Origin of the sequence: Endozoicomonas arenosclerae (assembly GCF_001562015.1) — a bacterium.
Taxonomy (GTDB): Bacteria; Pseudomonadota; Gammaproteobacteria; order Pseudomonadales; family Endozoicomonadaceae; genus Endozoicomonas_A; species Endozoicomonas_A arenosclerae.
Genome location: NZ_LASA01000052.1, coordinates 23,747 through 44,183, shown reverse-complemented (window position 1 = coordinate 44,183; position 20,437 = coordinate 23,747). Strand labels below are relative to the sequence as shown.

Below are 20,437 nucleotides of genomic sequence, written 5' to 3'. Positions count from 1 at the left end.
AAATCGCTGCTTATTGCCATAAAGGACATGCAGCACATTTTATTGAATACTCACAAGGATGATAGGGGCGGCTATTAATGGCTACCGTTAATGGAGTTAACAATAATAACAACATTAATGTTGTTGATTCTTCCCAGCTCAGTCAGCAGGACTTTATCTCAGCTGTTTATCTTGAGCGAGGAAATATGCTGGACTCTGAGGTCCGCAGGATTGTTGGTGAGATAGAAACCTCTAACCAGCTGCTGGTTAATGTGAATAACCTGATCAATAAATCCAATATCGCCCAGTATGGTACCAGTCAATATACCGCTACTTCCTGGACAACCAACGGCAATAATATTGTCCTGGATAATGGCTATGGAATTGCTATACAGCCAGACTCTGAAGGCAATACAACCTTTACTCTGGTGGATGCCGAAGGGAATCAGCTCAATTATCAGAATCAGACATTAGTACCTGTGGCCCAGGGGTCCATTGCGGATGCCAATCAGGTGGGTATTCCGGTGATGAATGATATGACTATGGTTCTGGACGATGGTACTGAGATTACATTTCAGACGTCAGCTTCGGGCACTCCTTTCGATCCTTCCAATTTGTCAGGTGGTCTGGCTGATATCACTGGTATTTCTATCACCAGAGGTAATCAGGGGTTGTCCGTTACAAATCTGAATACAGCTAACCCTGTTATTGGGGCTCCTAACCTTGATGGCACAACCTTGGATGCTGCTAATAATGATGGCTACGTATTGCTTGAAGCGGGTGGGCTGCACTCCTGGGAATATGATGGCGTTAATACCGCACAGATGACCAGTCAGGATCCTAATGACCCGAATGCGACGCTCAGTGGGTATGCCGCTCGAAAAGTGGCTTTTCAGAATAGCTTTGCGAATGAGGTTAACGGCGGAACACCGGTGCTGACCCAGGAGGAACGTAATATCCTGAGTAATCTTTTGAAGATTAATTACTCTGATGCCAGTGGAACCGGTAACCTGACACCAGAAGAGTGGGCTTCTCTGAAGACATCGTTGAACGCAGCAAAAGAAAACCTGACAGGCAGTAACCAGCTGCAGACAGTCCAGCTGCAGCGGGCTATGTCGACCTATAATCAAAACTACGATGCAATGTCCAACTCTCAGAATAAAATCTATTCGTTACTGAGAGATATCATTAACAATGTGAAGTAATAGGCTATTCGAGGCCGATCCCAATATGGCTTATACCGTCATTCTTGGCCAGAGCCCTGACCTGTTTCATAGCATCAGGGCTCTGTTTGCATCGGCTGATCATTTCCAGAACTTCTTGCATAAACTCGATCTGCTGACCGTATAATTCATGCTGTTCAATATACTGCTGTAGCTCTGTACCTTTGAGCTCCTCGGCTTCCGTGTACTTAATGAATTTGCCAATAGTACTCAGAGACAGAGTCATGGCACTGGCCGTTTCCCCTGCATCGGGCTCCATAGCGCAATTAACTGCACAGATCATAGTGACAATACAGTCATGGGCGGGAATAGCCCCGAACATATCCAGTTCTTCAAGATCCGGGATATTGGGCTCCAGTTTTTCCAGCAGACGTTCAAAATTTTTGGCGGACTGGTAACCGGCAACATTGTCCCAAAGCATATCCAGGCTATGGCGGACATCATCCGGCTGACCAAAATCGGTAAGCTCTGCAAACAGGGCAAAATTGGGCCAGCTTCTTTCACAGACCGCAGCACTCATAGCCGTCAGTTTCCAGCCAGAGAGCTTTTCAAGTTGCCGTAAAAAAAGTGCGTATTGTTTGTGTGTATTCAAGGTTAGACCTCAGACCAGAATATCTGGTGAGGGATTCTAGCGGGATTATGTCTTGAAGGCACTGGTGATGATAAATTCAGGGGAGGAGAAGGGGGTTACGCCTTTGCCCTTCTCTTATAGGGACCACTTGAAGTTAACGGTGAATGAGTCCAGTTTGTAATCGGAATTAAGCTCGATTTTTGAGTTCTCGAACATGCAGGTTTCTGCTTTGACTTTACTGCTAAACCGAACCTTGCCACAGTCACCAAACTCAAATTGTGTTTTTTCCTTAATGAATTCCATGCTTTCTTTTAGAGGTTTGGCGGCACCAAGGTAATCAAGACCCAGAAGAGCGGCACTGGCTGCTGCGGATTCTGCAAGCTTTTTAGGATCCGTAACCGCCTTATAAACAAAAGCACTGACTTTTTTCTGATTGATTTTGGATTTTTCCCGAATAGACAGCTCAGGCATTCTATTGACACTTTTATTGCGGTTTATGACGCGAGTATTGAAAGGGTCAATAACTGAGACATCATGAGAATAGGTAGTACTGTAATGAGGTGTTCCCGAGTGGTAATCACCTTTTGAATCAGACAGTGCCATAACCGGGAACAGGCTCATCATTAAACATGATCCCCACTTGCAGCACGTATTACAGCTATTTAAAGAATTGCTTCCATCCATGGTGCTATTCCTTAGCGTAGCGCTAACAACGCTTCATCCAGTTATACTGCCAGTCTATACACCATGCTGGCAAGAGAAAGACTCTTGTTAAATAAGTTAAGCATGCTCCGGTCAATGTGCCTTGAATTTACCGGGCAATATAGCGACATAATATATGTATGTTTTGTCGTTATTATATTGTGAAATAATTACTCAAGGTGGCCAGGATGAACGGTATAAAAAGGGATCAACGATTCGTAATTCACTGGCTTTTCTCCCTTCTTTTATTTGTACTGCTACTGGCTCTCTCCCTGAGTCTGGAAATTTATAAGAAATTTCCGGTATTTGGCTTTATCGGCTATGGAATAGTGATCTTAAATCTGTTGTGGGCGCTCAATCAGGCCACTAAGCCATGGCATTATATTGCAGTCAGCCTTTTTCTGATTCTCTTTGGAACTTTAGGGTCACTGGATATTGTTTTATCTAAAGATGAAATGTTAGAGACACTTCTATTGCTGAATTATGAATGGTTGAATATGTCTGGTTTGAATCCCCAGTCATTGGATGACTACGTCAATGTATTAGTGCTGTTGTTGAATGTGTTTACCAGTGCACTGGCAGGCAGTGCACTGTTCTATGGTTTGAACCGTAGGAATTTTGAAGCCCAGGATTAATCCAGCTTCAGGCTCTGGACATGAACTTTCCAGTTTCAGTATTGATTTTGATGATCTCGCCATTAGCCAGATACTCAGGTACTTGCACTTCAAGTCCGGTACTCAGGCGAGCAGTTTTGGTTCTGGCGGCAGCAGAGGCACCTTTTATGGCCGGAGAAGTCTCGACAATTTCAAGGGCAATAGAAGAGGGCAGCTCAATGGCGAGTAATTGTCCATCGACAAGAAGTGCGATGAGGCTTTCCATCCCATCGGACATATAAGGGAGCTGCTCTTCAATAGTGCTGGAGTTAACCAGATACTGGCTGTAGTCCTCGCTGTCCATAAAGGTAAACTCATCACCTTCACGATACAGGAATGAAACAGTGCGGCGGAGTAGGTCAACGTCGGTGAATTGATCATCGCCGGTGCAGGTCATTTCCAGTTTCTGGCCACCGGGCACAGAGTTGAAACGGAACTTGTAAAGCGTTGAAGCGCCACGCGCGGATGGACTCTTAGTTTCCTGTTGGCGGACGATGTAGTACTGATTTTCAATCTGAACAATTTGACCTTTCTTCAGATCTTTGGCGTATGCCATTGACTTCAACCTCAGTAAAAAAGGATTCAGCAAATTCTATCACAGGGCAGAGTCAGTCTTGAGGGGTCAATCTGTATTTCATTCTGAAGGCGATGGATTATATTCCAGCCTCCCTGCTATCGAGCTCGTATCAGTGGCGAGTGCCTCTGTATCGGGAGAGGTCAACGACGTTAGATGAGTGGGTGCTTTGAGGCTTCGGATCTTCAGAGTATTCGGTAGACAGTATCAGATTACTGCTCTGCTCCTCTTCCGGGCGGGTGTACTGAAGATCCATTATCTGGAGATATTTGCCCAACAGTCGAATGTGGCCTGGGTAGCGTCTGATCCCATCCGGAGTGAACTCAAAGCTGAAGTCTCGAGCCAAATGGATCTGGCCATCGGGGCCGCGGCGAGGTCGGGATGAATAGCGTACAACAGTCCCATCAAGAAACTGAAGATTCATATCCTTACAGGCTCTCTTGCCATGGCGAATGGCGATTTCTCTTGCTTTTGTTGTATCTGCCCAATACCAGGCAAATGCTGCGCCTATTAGCATCCAGATGATAATGTCCATGAAGGCATTCTATAGGCAAGCAAGGTACAAAAGCTATGCTTCCATAGGGCACATTTACAAGTTCTAGAGAATAAACAGGGCAGGAAGATCTGGACTTAATGGAGGTGTCTATTCTCAGTCAGGCATCTTGGGTTGCTGGCCTTACCAACGGGCTTGCCATCCTGGTCCAAAAGTTTTTCTCTGGCGTCTACTCTGTAAATCCTTCGAAAGTACTCGGCTGTCAGGGCTTTCTGGTCAACGAATTGCTTGATGTCTACACCTATGCGGTTGAGATACTCAAGCATGAATACTGTGTCAGGCACTTCGGCCTCCAGCTATTGCTCCATATAAACAATGTCTACCATCCCGGTAGTCCATTCCATCGGCTCAGCCGCAAGACTGGCTTTGGAATTCGAGGCTAGAATAACACTGGCACATTTCGTTTTTTTGACTTGAAGCACTCTTTTTCCCAGCGCTGACAGAGCTTTACAGAGTGTTGAATCTGTCTCTATTTGTGTAAATGCTACTAAAAACTGATTTTTGGTGATTTTGTTTGTGAGGTTATGGTTTTTAGAAAAACCTTCTGAAAAAAGAGTCAATAAGGAATATTTAACTGAGGCAAAGGCCATATACTGGAATATAACTGCTAGGCAAAGCTTAAACTGGAGGAAGATATGCTGGTAGGTGTGCCAAAAGAAATTAAAAATCACGAATATCGAGTCGGGTTAACACCTGCTGCAGTTCAGGAGCTCGTGGAACAGGGACATGAAGTTATTGTTGAAATGAATGCCGGAGCTGGCATTGGTTTTACCAACGATTGTTACAAGAATGCCGGGGCCTCTATTGTTGACAGCGCTGAAGCCGTTTTCGAACAGGCCGAGCTGATCGTTAAAGTTAAGGAGCCTCAGGCTGTAGAAAGAGCAAGACTTCGTCCAGACCATACCCTCTTCACCTATCTTCATCTCGCTCCAGATGTTCCTCAAACCCAGGACCTGATTGAATCCGGTGCCACCTGTATTGCTTATGAAACCGTAACTGATGCCCGGGGACGTCTTCCTCTGCTGGCTCCGATGTCAGAAGTAGCTGGTCGTATGTCTATTCAGGCCGGTGCACACTGTCTTGAAAAGTCCCAGTCAGGCCGTGGTGTTCTCATGGGTGGTGTTCCGGGTGTTGATCCGGCAAAAGTGGTCATTATTGGTGGTGGTGTCGTTGGTCAGAATGCAGCAGCCATGGCCGTAGGTATGGGTGCAGACGTTGTTGTTCTGGATCGTTCTGTTGATACCCTCAGACAGTTGGATGCCCGCTATGGCAACCGGATCAAAACCGTATTCTCTACCCATCATTCCATTGAAGAACATGCACTGACAGCAGATCTGCTGGTGGGTGGTGTTTTACTGCCTGGTGCAGCCGCTCCCAAGCTGGTTACTAAAGATCTGATCAGCAGAATGAAGCGTGGCTCTGTGATTGTTGATGTTGCCATTGATCAGGGCGGTTGTGTTGAGACCTCCAGACCCACAACCCATGATGATCCAACCTTTATTGTCGATGGTGTCGTTCATTACTGTGTAGCCAATATGCCAGGAGCTGTAGCCAGAACCTCTACGGTAGCACTGACCAATGCCACTCTGCCTTATGTGGTAGAAATTGCCAACAAAGGTACCCGCAGAGCACTTCAGGATAACCCGCACCTGCTGGAAGGCCTGAATGTCTGCAAAGGCGTTGTAACCTGTGAAAGTGTGGCCCAGGTACAAAACCTGACCTACAGACCTGCTGCAGAGATGCTGTCTGAAATCTGATCGTTCAGAGCGTCTTTATAAAAAACTCTGGTTGTGTAAAGCAGCCAGAGTTTTTTTGTTTTTATGCTTGTGAGATTTCTCCGGCAGCAGGATACTTTGCCTCACTTAAGTGAATACATTCTCAAGTGAGTTCAGAGGGATCAGAATTTTGATTGATTGGCAGTGGTCCGAGTTTAAAGAACTGTCCGGACAAGACGTGTACAGCATTCTGAAAGCCAGGCAGGATGTTTTTATTGTTGAACAAAACTGCCCTTATCACGATGCCGATGGTGTGGATCAGTCTTCATGGCATCTCATGGGTTGGGGCAAAGAAAAACAAGATCTTGCGGCCTATCTCCGAATTATCCCACCTTCCTCTGCTGAGGATACGGTAGCAATTGGTCGTGTTATTACTACAGAATCATTTCGGGGAGCCGGTCTTGGTAAAGACCTGATGAAGAGGGCTGTCGAAAAGTCTCTGGAACTTTTCCCTGATCATGACCTTTATCTCAGTGGCCAGGCACACCTTCAGGCATTCTATGGAGCCTATGGTTTCAGGCCTGAAGGTGATATTTATGAGGAAGATGGTATTCCTCATATAGCCATGTATCTAAGACAAAGTCGAGAGACTGCGTAATAGTTTGCTGGGCTTATGGTGAAGTAGCAGGTCGAATCTTTCCCTGTTCTTCACCAGCAGGAGCCCGGCATACCCTAAAGCATTGACCGAGATGGATTCATAACGACCACCGGTTCGTGGAATGATCATCATCCACTGATCGGTCATCAGGAAATTATAAGGCTGCAGTCGACCATCATTTCTGTTCAGTTCCAGTTCTTCAATCATTTTCTGATAGAGTTCCAGCCATTCAGAAGCTTGTTTGCAGCCTTCATTGCTTAGCTTTACGATCCGGTGTTCATAAGGCAGTGTCTCCAGCTTGCCTGGCTTCTCAGGTATCTCAGTCAGAGCGCAATCTATGGGAAGGTTGTTTACAGGCAAAGATTGGAGGTGTCGGTGTGGCTGGCTTGCTCCTGCATCGCGTCCAGAGTTATAGAAAACCAGCTGAGGGAATTCAGGAAGAAGCTGTGAAACGGCTTGAAACTCTTTCAACTCAAATGCTTGTTCCTGATCCTCGTACTCTGCAGTAACGATCAAATAATGGTTGTCGACAACATTAAATTTATTGAGCAGCAGGACATGACCTGTATCCAGATCAGCAACATGCATAGCCGGATCATAGGGCAGGAATGGATTGGGCTGGCTGGATGGAGCTACGGTTCTGTTAGGCTTTTTTCGTGATTCACTCAGAATCCGGACTTCATAGGGCAGACCGTCCTGGATGATTTCAATATCGGTTTTACTGGACTTCAGGTGACCGCTGGATCGGGCAGAATCGGATACTTCAGAGAGTCGATTCCACAATCTACCTGGAATAAAAGTTCCTGGAATAAATGTGCCGAGGGTAATCATTCTGTTTTTCCGGTCCTGTCATTGCGTCAGAAGAATACCCTCGGCACTACAGAATTAAAATCACTTCATAGTGGGAATCACAAACTCAGCACCTTCACGAATACCTGTTGGCCATCGGGAAGTAATCGCTTTGCGTCGTGTGTAAAACTTAACCCCTTCCATGCCATGCATATGCAGAGGGCCGAATAGAGAGCGTTTCCAGCCACCAAAGCTGTGGAAGGACATGGGGACTGGGATAGGAACATTAATGCCCACCATACCTATCTGGATGTCGTGAGCAAACTGCCGGGCGCTGTCACCATCACGGGTAAAAATTGATGTGCCATTGCCGTATTCATGATCATTAATCATGGTGACGGCGGTCTGGTAATCCGGAACGCGTACGACCGATAAAACAGGGCCAAAAATCTCTTCCTGATAGATGGACATATCGGTCGTTACATTGTCGAAAAGACAGCCGCCGAGAAAGTAGCCTTCTTCATGACCTTCGACAGAATAGTTCCGGCCATCAACAACCAGCTTTGCACCTTGGGCAATACCTGCATCCACATAACCAGAGACTTTCTCTCTGTGCTCCTGACTGATCAGTGGGCCCAACTCAATGCCAGACTCAAGACCATTGCCCACTTTAAGTTCCTGAACTCTGGGAGCCAGTCGTGCAATTAGTTCGTCAGCGATATCTCCTACGGCTACAGCCACAGAAATAGCCATACAGCGTTCACCTGCCGAACCGTATGCTGCACCTACAAGAGCATCTACCACCTGGTCAAGGTCAGCATCGGGCATGACGACCATATGATTTTTTGCACCACCAAGGGCCTGAACCCTTTTGCCGTGATGGCAACCTTTTTGATAAATATATTCTGCGACAGGCGTAGAGCCTACAAAGCTGACGGCCTGAATATCCGGTGAGCTGAGGATCGTATCGACCGCTTCTTTATCGCCATTGACGACGTTCAAAACACCGTCAGGAAGACCCGCTTCTTTCATTAATTCAGCCAGGCGCATGGGAACAGAAGGGGCTTTTTCAGAGGGCTTGAGAATAAAAGCATTACCGCAGGCAATGGCCAGAGGGAACATCCACATGGGTACCATAGCCGGGAAATTGAATGGTGTAATTCCGGCCACAACTCCCAAAGGTTGGCTCACAGACCAGGCATCAACATCGGTGCCGACGTTTTCTGTGAATTCACCTTTCAACAGATGGGGGATACCACAGGCAAACTCAACAACCTCGAGACCTCGGGTAATATCGCCCTGGGCATCTTCCAGAACCTTGCCATGTTCCCGGGTGAGCATTTCTGCCAGTTCATCGCGATGCTTTTCAACCAGCTCTTTGAATTTAAACAGTAATCTTGCCCGTTTAAGGGGGGTAACGTTTCGCCATTTCTCGAAGGCTTGTTTTGCAGTGGCAATAGCCACTTCAACTTCCATGGCGCTGGCCAATGAGACAGAGGATTCCTGCTGGCCGGTTGCGGGATTGAAGACAGGTAATTGACGTTCACTGGGGGCGGAGGGAAGGCCCGCAATAAAATGGTTAATTTGAGCACTCATGTCAGGGCTCCTTACAGTACATTATTTTTTATTATTCAGAGTGAAACCAGTACCTTTTTAAGGTTACGGGAAATCGGCCTCTGCATGAAGAGATGAGTTATCTCACATTGCTACCCGCTGCTGTCATGTTTCGACGGCAACTGAGTTGTCCTGTATTGAGAGTATGACTGAGAATCTTGACCTGAATCAACATATCTTACTCAAGGACTTTTGGTCTTGGGCAGTATGCAGTTAATCTAGATAACTACTCAGATACACTCTGGGTGAACTGACATAAAAAATTGAAGCTGAAGTGAGGCATGGAAGAGCCGAATGGAAACATTCTGTAAATAGAATGGTGTTAGCTTTCTCGTTGTGAGAGCGTTTACATCTCCATGACTCTACACAGCCATGGGCAGGAATGCAGGCTATTAAGAGGCTGTTAAGCCTTCTTTAAGGGCCGGCATTTCATAATAAGAAGAACAAAAGAGGAAGAGTGCCATGTCGTTGTTGATCGAAAGAATAGTTCAGGATCATGAGCATTTGTTACGTTTGCTCGACTGCCTGGATCATGAAATGTCTGGCTACAGGGATGACAGTGAGCACACCCCTAAAGTCTGGCTGATCCTGGATGCTCTGGATTACCTGCATAATTATCCAGACAGCTTCCACCATCCCCTCGAAACCCGTCTCTTATCAAGATTACGCCCCAGGCTGACAGACGCTAAGCAGCGCGCAGCCATAGAAGAAGTTGAAGCTGAGCACGAAGAAATTCACCAGCTGACCACTAGCCTGATTGAGCGTTTCAGCGCTCTGACCCGCGATCAGGTGATCCCTGTAAACCAGTTATTAGCGGATTATCAGAAGTACGTTGAGTTGCAACGGTCGCATATCCGTAAGGAAAACAGGGTGCTCATTCCAGCCATGAAAAATATTCTCACGGAAGAAGATTTTGCGCTGGTGAGTGAAACTCTGAAGGATACTCCTGACCCACTGTTTGGCTCCCATGTCTGGGAATCCTATGAAAACCTTTATCAGTTTGTAGTGGGCGCTCCGGTTGACCCCGTCGTTTCAAAGGTTCATTAAACAGAAGAGCCGCCATCATGGCGGCTCGAACTTCTACCCCTTCAACTCTGGTCGGTTGCGGAAATAATCCAGGGCTTCAGGGTTGGCCAATGCATCGGTATTGGCCACTGCTTTGCCGTGCACCACATCACGAACAGCCAGCTCGACAATCTTGCCGCTGATGGTTCTGGGAATATCAGGTGTTTGCAGGATAACAGCAGGCACATGGCGGGGCGTGGTATTGGCCCGAATGGTTTGTTTGATCTCGCTGATCAGGCTGTCATTCAGTGTTTCGCCTTCTCGCAGTTTAACGAAAAGAACCACCCGAACATCACCCTCCCATTCCTGTCCAATGGCAATGCTTTCCAGAACAGACTCTACTTTTTCAACCTGTCGATAGATTTCAGCCGTACCTATCCTCACACCTCCGGGATTAAGTACAGCATCAGCACGACCATGGATGATAACCCCCTGATGGGCCGTCAACTCACCAAAGTCACCATGAGCCCAGATACCAGGGAACTGGTTAAAATAAGCGTTCTGATACTTTTCGCCTTCAGGATCGTTCCAGAAGCCAATGGGCATGGAGGGAAAACTAGCCTGACAAACCAGCTCGCCTTTCTCTTCCTGCAACGCTTTGCCTTCGGTGTTCACAAATTCCACTGCCATGCCCAGACCTCGACATTGCAGTTCGCCTTTGTAGACCGGAAGAATAGGGCAGCCCAGGGCAAAGCAAGAGACGATGTCAGTACCGCCGGAAATAGACGACAAGCAGATGTCCTGCTTGATGTCTCTGTAAACGTAATCAAAGCTTTCATGCAGTAGAGGAGAACCCGTTGAAAGTATGGCTTTCAGTCTGGGAAGAGAGTGAGATTCAACCGGTTTAACACCGGCTTTTTCCAAAGCGGCAATGTATTTCGCACTGGTTCCAAAAATACTGATGCCTTCTTCCTCTGCCATATCCATAAGGCTTTTGGGCTCAGGGTGGAATGGAGAGCCATCATAGAGGACTACAGTGGCGCCCAGAGCGAGGGATGAGACCAGCCAATTCCACATCATCCAGCCACAGGTAGAGAAATAGAAAACTGTATCTTCCGGTTTAATGTCCGAGTGCAGCGACAGTTCTTTCAAGTGCTGTAGCAAAGTACCGCCATGACCATGCACAATGCATTTGGGAGCACCGGTGGTGCCGGACGAATACATAATGAACAGCGGATGATTGAAAGCTACCGGGATGAACTGTGGACAATCATTTTCTTTGCAAAAGTCGTTGTACCAATATGCATTGGTTAACCCATCAAGTTCAGGGCTGTCATTTAAAAAAGGAACAATGACAGTCTGTTCAATGGCAGGGATCTGGCTCTGAATGGCTTTGATTTTTTCCAGGCAGTTAATCGGTTTTCCGCCGTAAAGATAACCGTCCACACAGAGCAGAACCTTGGGATTAATCTGACCAAAACGATCCAGTACACCTTGAATACCAAAGTCCGGTGAACAGGAAGACCAGATGGCTCCTAACGCTGTGGTCGCCAGCATCATAACCACTGTTTCCTGACAGTTAGGCATAAATGCAGCAACTCTATCGCCCTTACCGACACCTGCAGCAATGAGACCGGCTTGAGCTTCAGCCACTGCGTTATGTAACTGATGGTACGTCAGACTTTGACGAAGGCCGTCTTCTCTGCGAAAAACAAGTGCGGCTTTGTCACTGTTATGGCGAAGAAGGTGTTCTGCATAGTTGAGGGTTGAGTCAGGAAACCATTGAGCCCCCGGCATTTTATCGTCAATACAGACATCGGAAGGCTGGTCATGAAAACGAATATCGGCAAACTCACTCAGGGTTTGCCAGAAAGCGTATCGATCACGAATGCTCCAGTCATAGAGTTCGTGATAGTCGGAAAGGTGTTGCGACGTGTTACCGTTAACCTTCTGAATAAATGCAGTGAGGTTTGAAGATTGCACCCGGCTTTCATCAGGTGCCCAGAGCTGCGTCATATTCTGATCCTGAGTTATTGTTCTTGAAGTATGTGACCAATGAGCACCTGAGTCAGGCTCCTAAAGCCAGCCCTGCATTTGAGCGGGATTCTATGCCCAGCTGCCCGCAAATGAATGTAGCTGCTTCCAGTAGCTTGTCCATTGCAACGCCGGTTTTTATGTTCAGGCCTTCCATCAGATAGAGCACATCTTCTGTTGCCACATTGCCTGACGCACCGGGGGCGTATGGGCAGCCACCCAGTCCGGCAACTGCTGAATCAACCACCGACAGCCCTTCTTCCAGAGAAGCATAGATGTTGGCCAATGCTTGCCCGTAAGTATTATGAAAATGAGCCGCAAGGTGCTCCATGGGAACATCCTTAGTGCAGGCTTCCAATACTTTTTTGACTTTCACAGGCGTGCCGGTGCCGATGGTGTCGCCAAGAGATACTTCATAGCAGCCCATCTGATACAGCTCTCGAGTCACTTCAGCGACTTGCAGAGGGGCAGTGATGCCATCGTAAGGACAGCTGATGATGCAGGACACATAACCTCTGACAGGAATATTATGCTGTTGTGCCAGGGCCATAACCGGTTCAAAGCGTTTCAGACTCTCTGCGATGGAACAGTTAATGTTTTTCTGGCTGAATCCTTCTGAGGCTGAGGCAAACACTGCTGCCTCATCCGCTCCTGAACTCAGGGCATCTTCCATGCCTCTCAGGTTTGGAGTCAGAGCTGCGTAAACGACACCATTCTTTTTTTCAACAGACTGGAAAACCTGATCGGAACCCGCCATTTGTGGGACATACTTTGGTGACACAAAACTACCGGTCTCAATATGTCTCAGTCCTGACTGAGCCAGCATATTGACCAGCTGTGCTCTCACTTCCACAGAAGCGGGAGTTGGCAGGTTCTGGAGCCCATCACGGGCTCCAACCTCTACAATGCGAACCGATTCAGGCAGCATTTTCTGCTTCCTCCTTGAACGCCATTAGTGATGACCCGGCATCAACTCTGTCACCTACCTGGTAATAAACAGAATCAATAACTCCGTCACAGGGAGCATTAATGGTGTGTTCCATTTTCATCGCTTCCATGACCAGAAGCGCAGTACCAGCTTTGACAGTTTGACCTTCTTTGACCATCACTGAGCTCACTGTGCCATTCATGGGGGCAGACATGGCTTCTGAACCATCATGGGCGCCCAGACATTGACCCGAGAGATTCAGCTCAACACTAAAGTGTGGAAAAAACACTTTCATTCTGGCTTCTGGTAAAGCTACAACACGACAATGGATTGATTGATTGGCGATTGACAGTTGACCTGAGTAACAGCCTTGCTCCAGTTCATACCAGTGGATGTCTGCATGACAGTGACCATCAGGGAGAATGACCTTAAAGCCTTCGGACTCTTGCTTCAGAGAAATAACATACTGCTGGTGGTTCACGAACAGTGTTATCTGTGAAGAGAAGGAGGCCGTTGGCAATGACCCTTTATATTGAAGCTGGTTGAATTGATACAAGGCTCCAGCTGTCAGTGCGATTCTGAGCTGGCCGTGATCCAATTCGGTTTGGGGTGGATATTGATCAATAAAGTGGGTGGATAACTCGGCTTTTCTAAAGGCGGGTTCATTAATCAGGTGTACCAGAAAGTCTCGGTTATCACTCAAGCCCGCCTGTTGATAATCCGATAAAGCCCGGGACATTTGGTCGATCGCCGATTCACGGTTTTCTGCCCAGACAACCAGTTTGGCCAGCATAGGGTCGTAATGACTGGAGATATGATCTCCTTGCTGAACACCCGTATCGACTCGGACATTCTCTGATTCTGCAGGCCACTGGAGCCCCATTATTTTTCCGGAAGAGGGCAGGAAGTCGTGATCAGGGCTTTCAGCATAAATTCGAGCTTCAAGGGCATGACCATGACATTGCAGTTGTTCCTGTGTCAGTGGCAGGGAAGCTCCGGCAGCTACTGCCAGTTGCCACTCAACAAGATCCTGTCGAGTAATGGCTTCTGTAACAGGGTGCTCAACCTGGAGTCGTGTATTCATTTCCATAAAATAGAAACGCTCACCGTCCACCAGAAACTCAACGGTGCCTGCGCCACGGTATTGGATTGCCTTACCTGCGGCTACTGCGGCTTCACCCATACTTTTACGCATGGAGTCTGACAGATTGGGAGCAGGGGCTTCCTCTATGACTTTCTGATGTCGGCGTTGCAGGGAGCAGTCACGATCAAAGAGGTAGACCCCCTGGTTTGTTTGATCAAAGAATATCTGCACTTCGACGTGACGAGGCCGGGCAATATAAGATTCAACCAGTAGATGGTCATCGCCAAAGCTTTTCTGTGCCTCCCGGCGAGCAGCCTGAAGGCCTTCCTGCAGCTGTTCCGGTTGCTCAATAATTCTCATTCCTTTGCCGCCACCACCCAAGGCCGCCTTGACCATTAAGGGGTAACCAATGCGCTGTGCCTCGGCTATCAAGGTTTCATCCGATTGATCAGAACCGTGGTAACCCGGACATATTGGGACACCGGCTTTTTCCATCAGCGCCTTGGCTTCACTCTTTGAGCCCATGGCTCTGATGGCTTCATGACGAGGGCCAATAAACTGAATACCAGCTTCTTCACAGGCCTGGGCAAAGTCGGCATTTTCAGACAAAAAACCATAACCTGGATGGACAGCCTGCGCACCAGCCTGCAAGGCCACTTCAATCAGTTTGTCTTTACGCAGATAGCTTTCCTGAGCCGGTGACGGACCAATGTAAAAAGCCTCATCAGCAAGTGTTTTATGCAACGCCTGATAGTCTGCGTCTGAATAGACGGCGACGGTCTTGATACCGAGTTTTCGAGCGGTGCGAATGACACGGCAGGCAATCTCACCACGGTTGGCAATGAGAATTTTGTCGAAGTGCTTAACGTCCTGAAGACTCTTGTTCGAATTCATGGCTTTTTGTTCGCTCATGGCTGCCTCCAGGAAGGTTTCCGCTTTTCAAGGAATGAAGCCAGACCTTCCTGACCTTCAGGTGAGACCCTGACTCGGGCAATTTCCCTGCAAGCCATTTCCACAAACTCATCGTCAATGGGCCTGTTGTGGACTTTATGCAGCATATTCTTTGCCAGCCGAGTGGCGCCGGGAGCATTCCCAAGCAGCTGTTGGGTCAGTTCTTCAGCTTTATTGTTCAGCTCTGATTCCGGAACCAGCTCGTGAAGCAATTCCAGCTCCAGAGCTTTTTCTCCGGAAAAAACTTCGGCGGTCAAAAAGTAGCGACGTGCCTGACGAGTACCAATGGCTTGCGCAACATAAGCACTGATCACAGCGGGAATCAGACCGATTTTAACTTCACTCAGACTGAAGCGAGTGTTGTCAGCACCGATGGCTATGTCGCAGGCAGAAATAAGGCCAACTGCGCCGCCAAAGGCTGCTCCCTGAACAACTGCCATGGTGGGGGCTGGAAAGTGATTCAGAGTGTATAGCAGCTCTGACAATGTTCGTGCATCGTCGTAGTTTTCCTGCTCGCTGAGATGGATGGAATTCTTCATCCAGTTCAGGTCACCGCCAGCAGAAAAATGTTTGCCGGAGCCTCTCAGCTGCAGTAACCGAGTCTCTTCTCCTGACAGTTGCTGCAGGGCTGCAATCAATTCCCCAATAAGCTCTGCATTAAAAGCATTGCCCACTTCGGGGCGATTCATGGTGATGCTGGCAACGCCCTGGCTGGACGTTTCAATAATCAGATGGTTGCTCATAATTGTTCTTCCCTGCCTTACATTCTGAAAACGCCGAAGCGGGTATCTTCAATGGGGGCGTTCAGGGTTGCAGAAAGACTCTGGCCCAGAACATCCCGGGTATCGGCGGGGTCAATAATGCCGTCGTCCCAGAGACGGGCGCTGGCATAGACAGGGTTGCCCTTGTGTTCATAAGTTTCTATGACCGGATTCTTGATGGCCGCTTCTTGTTCGGGTGACAGGGTTTCACCCTTTCTGGAGAGACTGTCTTTCTTCACTTGTGCCAGTACTTCTGCAGCCTGTTCTCCTCCCATGACCGAAATTCTGGCATTAGGCCAGGTCCACAGAAATCTTGGGTCATAAGCGCGGCCACACATGCCGTAGTTGCCTGCACCAAAACTGCCGCCAATGATCACAGTCAGTTTGGGTACGTTTGCACAGGCCACGGCGTTCACCATTTTGGCCCCGTCTTTGGCAATGCCCCCTGCTTCATACTTTGAGCCCACCATGAAGCCGGTAATGTTTTGCAGGAATACCAGAGGTATGCGTCGCTGGCAGCACAGTTCAATAAAGTGAGCGCCTTTCTGGGCAGACTCGGAAAACAAAACACCGTTATTGGCCAGTATGCCCACAGGATGCCCGTGAATTCTGGCAAAACCGCAGACCAGAGTGTTGCCATAGCTGGCTTTGAATTCATCAAATTCTGAACCGTCGACAATCCGGGCGATGACTTCACGAACGTCATAGTTTTGCTTCAGGTCAGAAGGAATCAATCCATAAAGTTCATCGGGGTTGTAAACCGGAGGAACAGATTCTTCGACAGGAATGGGATTGATTTTCTTTTTGTTCAGTCGGGCTATAGAGCGTCTGACCAGCTCCAGTGCATGGGGGTCATTTTCAGCCATATGGTCGGCAACACCTGACTGTTCGCAGTGCACCTTTGCTCCGCCCAACTCTTCAGCAGTGACTTCTTCTCCGGTAGCGGCTTTCACCAGAGGCGGTCCCGCCAGAAAGATCGTACCCTGGTTTCTGACAATAATGGTTTCGTCGGCCATCGCTGGTACATAGGCACCACCTGCAGTACAGGAGCCCATAACGGCTGCAATCTGGGGAATGCCTTTGGCGGACATATTGGCCTGATTAAAAAAGATACGGCCAAAGTGTTCTCTGTCCGGAAACACTTCATCCTGATACGGAAGGTTGGCTCCTCCAGAATCGACCAGGTAGATGCAGGGCAGGTGATTCTGTTCAGCAATAGTCTGTGCGCGCAGATGTTTTTTAACCGTGAGCGGGAAGTAGCTACCGCCTTTGACTGTGGCATCGTTGGCCACGATCATGCATTCAACACCGGATACAAAACCAATACCGGCTACCACACCAGCGCAGGGTGCGTCATTGTCGTAAATATCGGCAGCAGCAAAGCGGCCTACTTCAAGAAAGGGAGAACCGGGGTCGAGCAATTGTGCTATTCGATCCCTGGCCAACAATTTGCCTCTGGCAATATGGTTTTCTCTGGATCTTTCACTGCCACCCTGGGCAATGGTCTCAAACCGTGAGTTGAGTTGATCCACAAGGGACTGCATATGTCGCCGGTTCTTATGGAATTCGGGACTGTCGGGTGCTACTTTTGATGGTAATACGGGCATATCGATCGCCTGTGATAAAACCGTTTTTGGCTCATGACCTTGAACTGAATGAGAATAGATAGCAGATCAGGGCATGGCTGTTTCAGAGTTATTATTCTTGTTTTTTTATTTGCTCTAGGAGCCTGACCGAGAATAGCGCTCGAGCATAAAGTTCAGTAGGTTGAGCCAGATTTTTCGTTGGATTTGTGCGAATAGTTGACCTATTTAATCAAATTCAACGGAAAATCTGGCCGATCTTTCTGTACTTTAGGCCGAGCTGTCTATTCTCGGTCAGGCTCCTAGGCGCAGGCAGCATTACACATAGACTCAGATGAGCAATGCTGCATGGCGCAATTGGATTCTATCAGCGAGACTCCTGAAAGAGTTCCCTGCCAATGAGCATACGACGGATTTCAGATGTTCCGGCGCCGATCTCATAGAGTTTGGCGTCTCTGAGCAATCGACCTGTCGGGTAGTCATTGATGTAACCATTACCCCCCAGAATCTGGATAGCGTCCAGTGCCATCTGTGTAGCCCTTTCAGCACAGTACAGGATGACACCAGCGGCATCTTTTCGGGTACTTTCGCCACGATCACAGGCCGCTGCGACGGCATAAAGGTAAGCTTTGCTGGCATTCATCTGGCTGTACATGTCAGCCACCTTGCCCTGAATCAGCTGGAACTCGCCAATGGACTGACCAAACTGTTTGCGGTCGTGGATGTAGGGAATCACGATATCCATGCAGGATTGCATAATACCAGTGGGGCCACCTGACAGGACTACCCGCTCATAATCCAGGCCACTCATCAGGACAGCTACACCTTCATTCAAAGTGCCCAGTACGTTTTCTTCTGGCACTTCGCAGTCTTCAAACACCAGCTCACAAGTGTTTGAACCTCTCATCCCAAGCTTGTCGAGTTTCTGAGCTTGGGAGAAACCTTTGAAGTCCCGTTCAACGATAAACGCTGTGATTCCGCGGGAGCCTTTCTCTGGCTCTGTTTTGGCATAGATGACATAGGTGTTGGCGTCGGGACCATTCGTGATCCACATCTTGTTGCCATTTAAAATATATCTGTCGCCTTTCTTTTCAGCTTTCAACTTCATGCTGACCACATCTGAACCGGCATTGGGTTCACTCATGGCCAGGGCACCAATGTGCTCGCCACTGATCAGTTTGGGTAGGTATTTTTGCTTTTGCGCTTCCGTGCCGTTGCGTCTGATCTGATTCACGCAGAGGTTGGAGTGGGCACCATAACTGAGGGCTACAGAGGCAGAAGCGCGGCTGATTTCTTCCATGGCGATAACATGAGCGAGGTAGCCCATGCCGGAACCGCCGTATTCTTCTTCTACCGTAATACCTAACAGGCCCATCTCTCCGAACTTCTGCCAGAGATCCATGGGGAACTGGTTGCTGCTATCGATATCCTGGGCACGAGGGGCGATTTCATGGTCGCAAAACTGTTTGACCTGCTCTCTCAGCATGTCATTGGTTTCACCCAGATTGAAGTTGAATGTCAGGTAACTCATCGAACGTCTCTTTGCTTATATTGTTTTATTAGCTATAGGCATTATTAGACTATAGGCATTGTATGGCCGTAGACATTTCTAATTTGTTAGCCACAGCCCGGAAGGGTTTTCCGGGTATGCGCCTGAAACTGCAGTCATTGGGTAAATGACTGTACAGAATGAGATCGGTCAGGCGATAGTGTTTCACTTCTCAGAGTAAACGTAAATGCTCGTGGCCGGAAGTTATTCAGGAAAAAAGCAGAGTGGGAAGCCTGACACTTTAATCAGCACCTTTCGAGAAATGGTTTTCTGGCAAGGTGTCAGTTATCGATGTTTGCCTGCGTAACGATCGTGACTGTTCCAGGAGCTGCCGGAGTCAAAGTGATCCATGGCAATAGCATCAGGGTATTTTTTGCATGGGTACTGATAAAAGAACCCGGAGCCGCCATTGACGCGAAGGTAATTCATTTCTCTTAAATAGATTTGTGGAAATTTGAATTGAGGATCGGCTTTGACATAGCAGAAATCATAGCCAGCCTCTCTCAGCTTCCGGATGGGTTTTATTGGTGTTGTATCAGCAGCTAAGTCTTCATCATTGGGAGCCCAGTCAATGTAAGGATAAATTTTTGTGTGTGGGAGCATCAGCCACCCTTGTTTTTTCTCAGGGTCTGCAATGCGGTACCAGTTTTCTATCTCCCGAAGAAAAAAACCGGGGCCAAATATATCAACATTCGACGTTGGGATTTTTTCCTCCAGAAGATGAGCTGTGAATAACATATTGGTTAGAGCAGGATGGAGTGCTTCAGCTGCAAAAAAACCATTGCTCAAATAACCTTTTTGAGCGCTGCTAAAGGCAAACTCATTGGCTGTTATCATATTGTACAAAGGTTGTCTGGCAAGGTCTGACAGCTCTTCAGGGTTGAGCAGCTCAAATTTCATGTCGAAGTAAAAGCCGCCAAACTCATGAACGATCCGATATCTGAGTATATCTCCCAGGCTGGCCAGATGGTTGTCTTTGGATGTCTTGTTATGTACAAGAATGCTCTTTATGATCGAATACTCGTTGTCAAAAAGTTCATCTATAAAGTATTCTTGGACGATGTGTTCTGATTCAGTCCAGGTATATCGGGTGATTTTCCCGTTAGGATCGAAAAAATTGTCTTGAGTGGCACGCCACAGGTTATACTCCCAACCTTTGACCTTTTTGAAACTCTGGCTGATGATATCCAGGTATTCGGGTAGCTTTTCACCAATCCATATTTGATGAATTTTGCCCGGGATCGCTGCCTCGGTAATGCCTGAAAGCAAGGCAAACAACAAAATGAGTGACCGACAAACGCTAAAAAGTGCTGGGTGTACCCCGTTTTTTATGCTTATCAATTTGGAATCCATTTTTTAACCGGTGCAGTAGAATTAAAACTTCAGCTCCAAATGGAGTTCGCCCCACAAAGGCCACAGATGTTAAGCTGGCGTTCGATTTAAGGGGCTGTGCACAGTTGTATCAAACAGCTTTGAGTCAGAAATACTGCCATTATCCCACCCTCTTTACT

General features: G+C 47.8%; 20 protein-coding genes. 5 read left to right on the top strand and 15 right to left on the bottom strand.

Translation table 11 applies throughout. The annotated features are described in order from the left end of the window. Nucleotides 1–77: 77 nt before the first annotated feature. The gene (locus WG89_RS04465) at nucleotides 78–1,184 is read left to right on the top strand and encodes a hypothetical protein (RefSeq protein WP_062261894.1); all 1,107 of its coding nucleotides are present in this window, start codon (nucleotides 78–80) and stop codon (nucleotides 1,182–1,184) included. A 4-nt stretch (nucleotides 1,185–1,188) separates the two neighbouring features. Here the strand turns inward: WG89_RS04465 and WG89_RS04460 are convergent, their stop codons facing one another. After that, entirely contained in the window at nucleotides 1,189–1,794 is a 606-nt protein-coding gene (locus tag WG89_RS04460) for a DUF416 family protein (protein ID WP_153301427.1), read from the bottom strand. Nucleotides 1,795–1,908: 114 nt separating this feature from the next. After that, the gene (locus tag WG89_RS04455) at nucleotides 1,909–2,397 is read right to left on the bottom strand and encodes a hypothetical protein (RefSeq protein WP_153301426.1); all 489 of its coding nucleotides are present in this window, start codon (nucleotides 2,395–2,397) and stop codon (nucleotides 1,909–1,911) included. 266 nt (nucleotides 2,398–2,663) lie between these two features. On the opposite strand from WG89_RS04455, the gene WG89_RS04450 reads away from it, so the two are divergent. Next, entirely contained in the window at nucleotides 2,664–3,110 is a 447-nt protein-coding gene (locus tag WG89_RS04450; RefSeq protein WP_062261885.1) for a hypothetical protein, read from the top strand. Between the two features lie 7 nt (nucleotides 3,111–3,117). Here WG89_RS04450 and efpL read toward each other — a convergent pair whose 3' ends face one another. From efpL to WG89_RS04430, 4 genes are all read right to left on the bottom strand, one after another. Further along, the gene (gene efpL, locus WG89_RS04445; protein WP_062261882.1) at nucleotides 3,118–3,684 is read right to left on the bottom strand and encodes an elongation factor P-like protein EfpL; all 567 of its coding nucleotides are present in this window, start codon (nucleotides 3,682–3,684) and stop codon (nucleotides 3,118–3,120) included. Nucleotides 3,685–3,814: 130 nt separating this feature from the next. Then, on the bottom strand, nucleotides 3,815–4,237 hold the full coding sequence (locus WG89_RS04440) for a DUF3301 domain-containing protein (protein WP_062261879.1): 423 nt from the start codon (nucleotides 4,235–4,237) through the stop codon (nucleotides 3,815–3,817). 95 nt (nucleotides 4,238–4,332) lie between these two features. Next, nucleotides 4,333–4,539 (bottom strand): hypothetical protein, encoded by a 207-nt coding sequence (locus tag WG89_RS04435; RefSeq protein ID WP_153301425.1) that lies wholly within the window; start codon nucleotides 4,537–4,539, stop codon nucleotides 4,333–4,335. A 12-nt stretch (nucleotides 4,540–4,551) separates the two neighbouring features. Then, entirely contained in the window at nucleotides 4,552–4,845 is a 294-nt protein-coding gene (locus WG89_RS04430) for a hypothetical protein (protein WP_062261873.1), read from the bottom strand. A gap of 45 nt (nucleotides 4,846–4,890) precedes the next feature. On the opposite strand from WG89_RS04430, the gene ald reads away from it, so the two are divergent. Together ald and WG89_RS04420 are read left to right on the top strand one after the other, a co-directional pair. Next, a complete protein-coding gene (gene ald / locus WG89_RS04425; RefSeq protein ID WP_062261870.1) occupies nucleotides 4,891–6,012 on the top strand; it encodes an alanine dehydrogenase in 1,122 nt (373 codons plus the stop codon). Nucleotides 6,013–6,160: 148 nt separating this feature from the next. Next, nucleotides 6,161–6,628 (top strand): GNAT family N-acetyltransferase, encoded by a 468-nt coding sequence (locus WG89_RS04420; protein ID WP_216638439.1) that lies wholly within the window; start codon nucleotides 6,161–6,163, stop codon nucleotides 6,626–6,628. Here WG89_RS04420 and WG89_RS04415 read toward each other — a convergent pair. Then, complete coding sequence (locus WG89_RS04415) at nucleotides 6,602–7,459, bottom strand: DUF4922 domain-containing protein (RefSeq protein WP_062261863.1); 858 nt, start codon at nucleotides 7,457–7,459, stop codon at nucleotides 6,602–6,604. The genes WG89_RS04420 and WG89_RS04415 overlap by 27 nt on opposite strands. Nucleotides 7,460–7,519: 60 nt before the next feature. Beyond that, nucleotides 7,520–9,013 carry a CoA-acylating methylmalonate-semialdehyde dehydrogenase gene (locus WG89_RS04410; protein ID WP_062261860.1) on the bottom strand — a complete coding sequence of 498 codons (1,494 nt, stop codon included), beginning with the start codon at nucleotides 9,011–9,013 and terminating at the stop codon, nucleotides 7,520–7,522. Between the two features lie 480 nt (nucleotides 9,014–9,493). Between WG89_RS04410 and WG89_RS04405 the strand changes: the two genes are divergently transcribed. Continuing rightward, a complete protein-coding gene (locus WG89_RS04405; protein ID WP_062261857.1) occupies nucleotides 9,494–10,078 on the top strand; it encodes a hemerythrin domain-containing protein in 585 nt (194 codons plus the stop codon). A gap of 33 nt (nucleotides 10,079–10,111) precedes the next feature. Here the strand turns inward: WG89_RS04405 and WG89_RS04400 are convergent, their stop codons facing one another. From WG89_RS04400 to WG89_RS04370, 7 genes are all read right to left on the bottom strand, one after another. Further along, nucleotides 10,112–12,052, bottom strand: a complete 1,941-nt coding sequence (locus WG89_RS04400; protein WP_062261854.1) for an acetoacetate--CoA ligase — start codon at nucleotides 12,050–12,052, stop codon at nucleotides 10,112–10,114. A 52-nt stretch (nucleotides 12,053–12,104) separates the two neighbouring features. Further along, a complete protein-coding gene (locus tag WG89_RS04395) occupies nucleotides 12,105–12,998 on the bottom strand; it encodes a hydroxymethylglutaryl-CoA lyase (protein WP_062261851.1) in 894 nt (297 codons plus the stop codon). Then, nucleotides 12,988–14,994 (bottom strand): acetyl-CoA carboxylase biotin carboxylase subunit, encoded by a 2,007-nt coding sequence (locus tag WG89_RS04390; protein WP_245662872.1) that lies wholly within the window; start codon nucleotides 14,992–14,994, stop codon nucleotides 12,988–12,990. Before WG89_RS04390 ends, WG89_RS04395 begins: the two co-directional genes overlap by 11 nt. Further along, on the bottom strand, nucleotides 14,991–15,776 hold the full coding sequence (locus tag WG89_RS04385; RefSeq protein ID WP_062261848.1) for an enoyl-CoA hydratase-related protein: 786 nt from the start codon (nucleotides 15,774–15,776) through the stop codon (nucleotides 14,991–14,993). Before WG89_RS04385 ends, WG89_RS04390 begins: the two co-directional genes overlap by 4 nt. A gap of 17 nt (nucleotides 15,777–15,793) precedes the next feature. After that, nucleotides 15,794–17,401, bottom strand: coding sequence for a carboxyl transferase domain-containing protein (locus WG89_RS04380; RefSeq protein WP_062261844.1), 1,608 nt, complete (start codon nucleotides 17,399–17,401; stop codon nucleotides 15,794–15,796). Nucleotides 17,402–17,744: 343 nt separating this feature from the next. Next, on the bottom strand, nucleotides 17,745–18,908 hold the full coding sequence (locus WG89_RS04375) for an isovaleryl-CoA dehydrogenase (protein WP_062261841.1): 1,164 nt from the start codon (nucleotides 18,906–18,908) through the stop codon (nucleotides 17,745–17,747). Nucleotides 18,909–19,211: 303 nt separating this feature from the next. Next, entirely contained in the window at nucleotides 19,212–20,267 is a 1,056-nt protein-coding gene (locus WG89_RS04370; RefSeq protein WP_172806709.1) for a glycosyltransferase family 32 protein, read from the bottom strand. Nucleotides 20,268–20,437 lie beyond the last annotated feature (170 nt).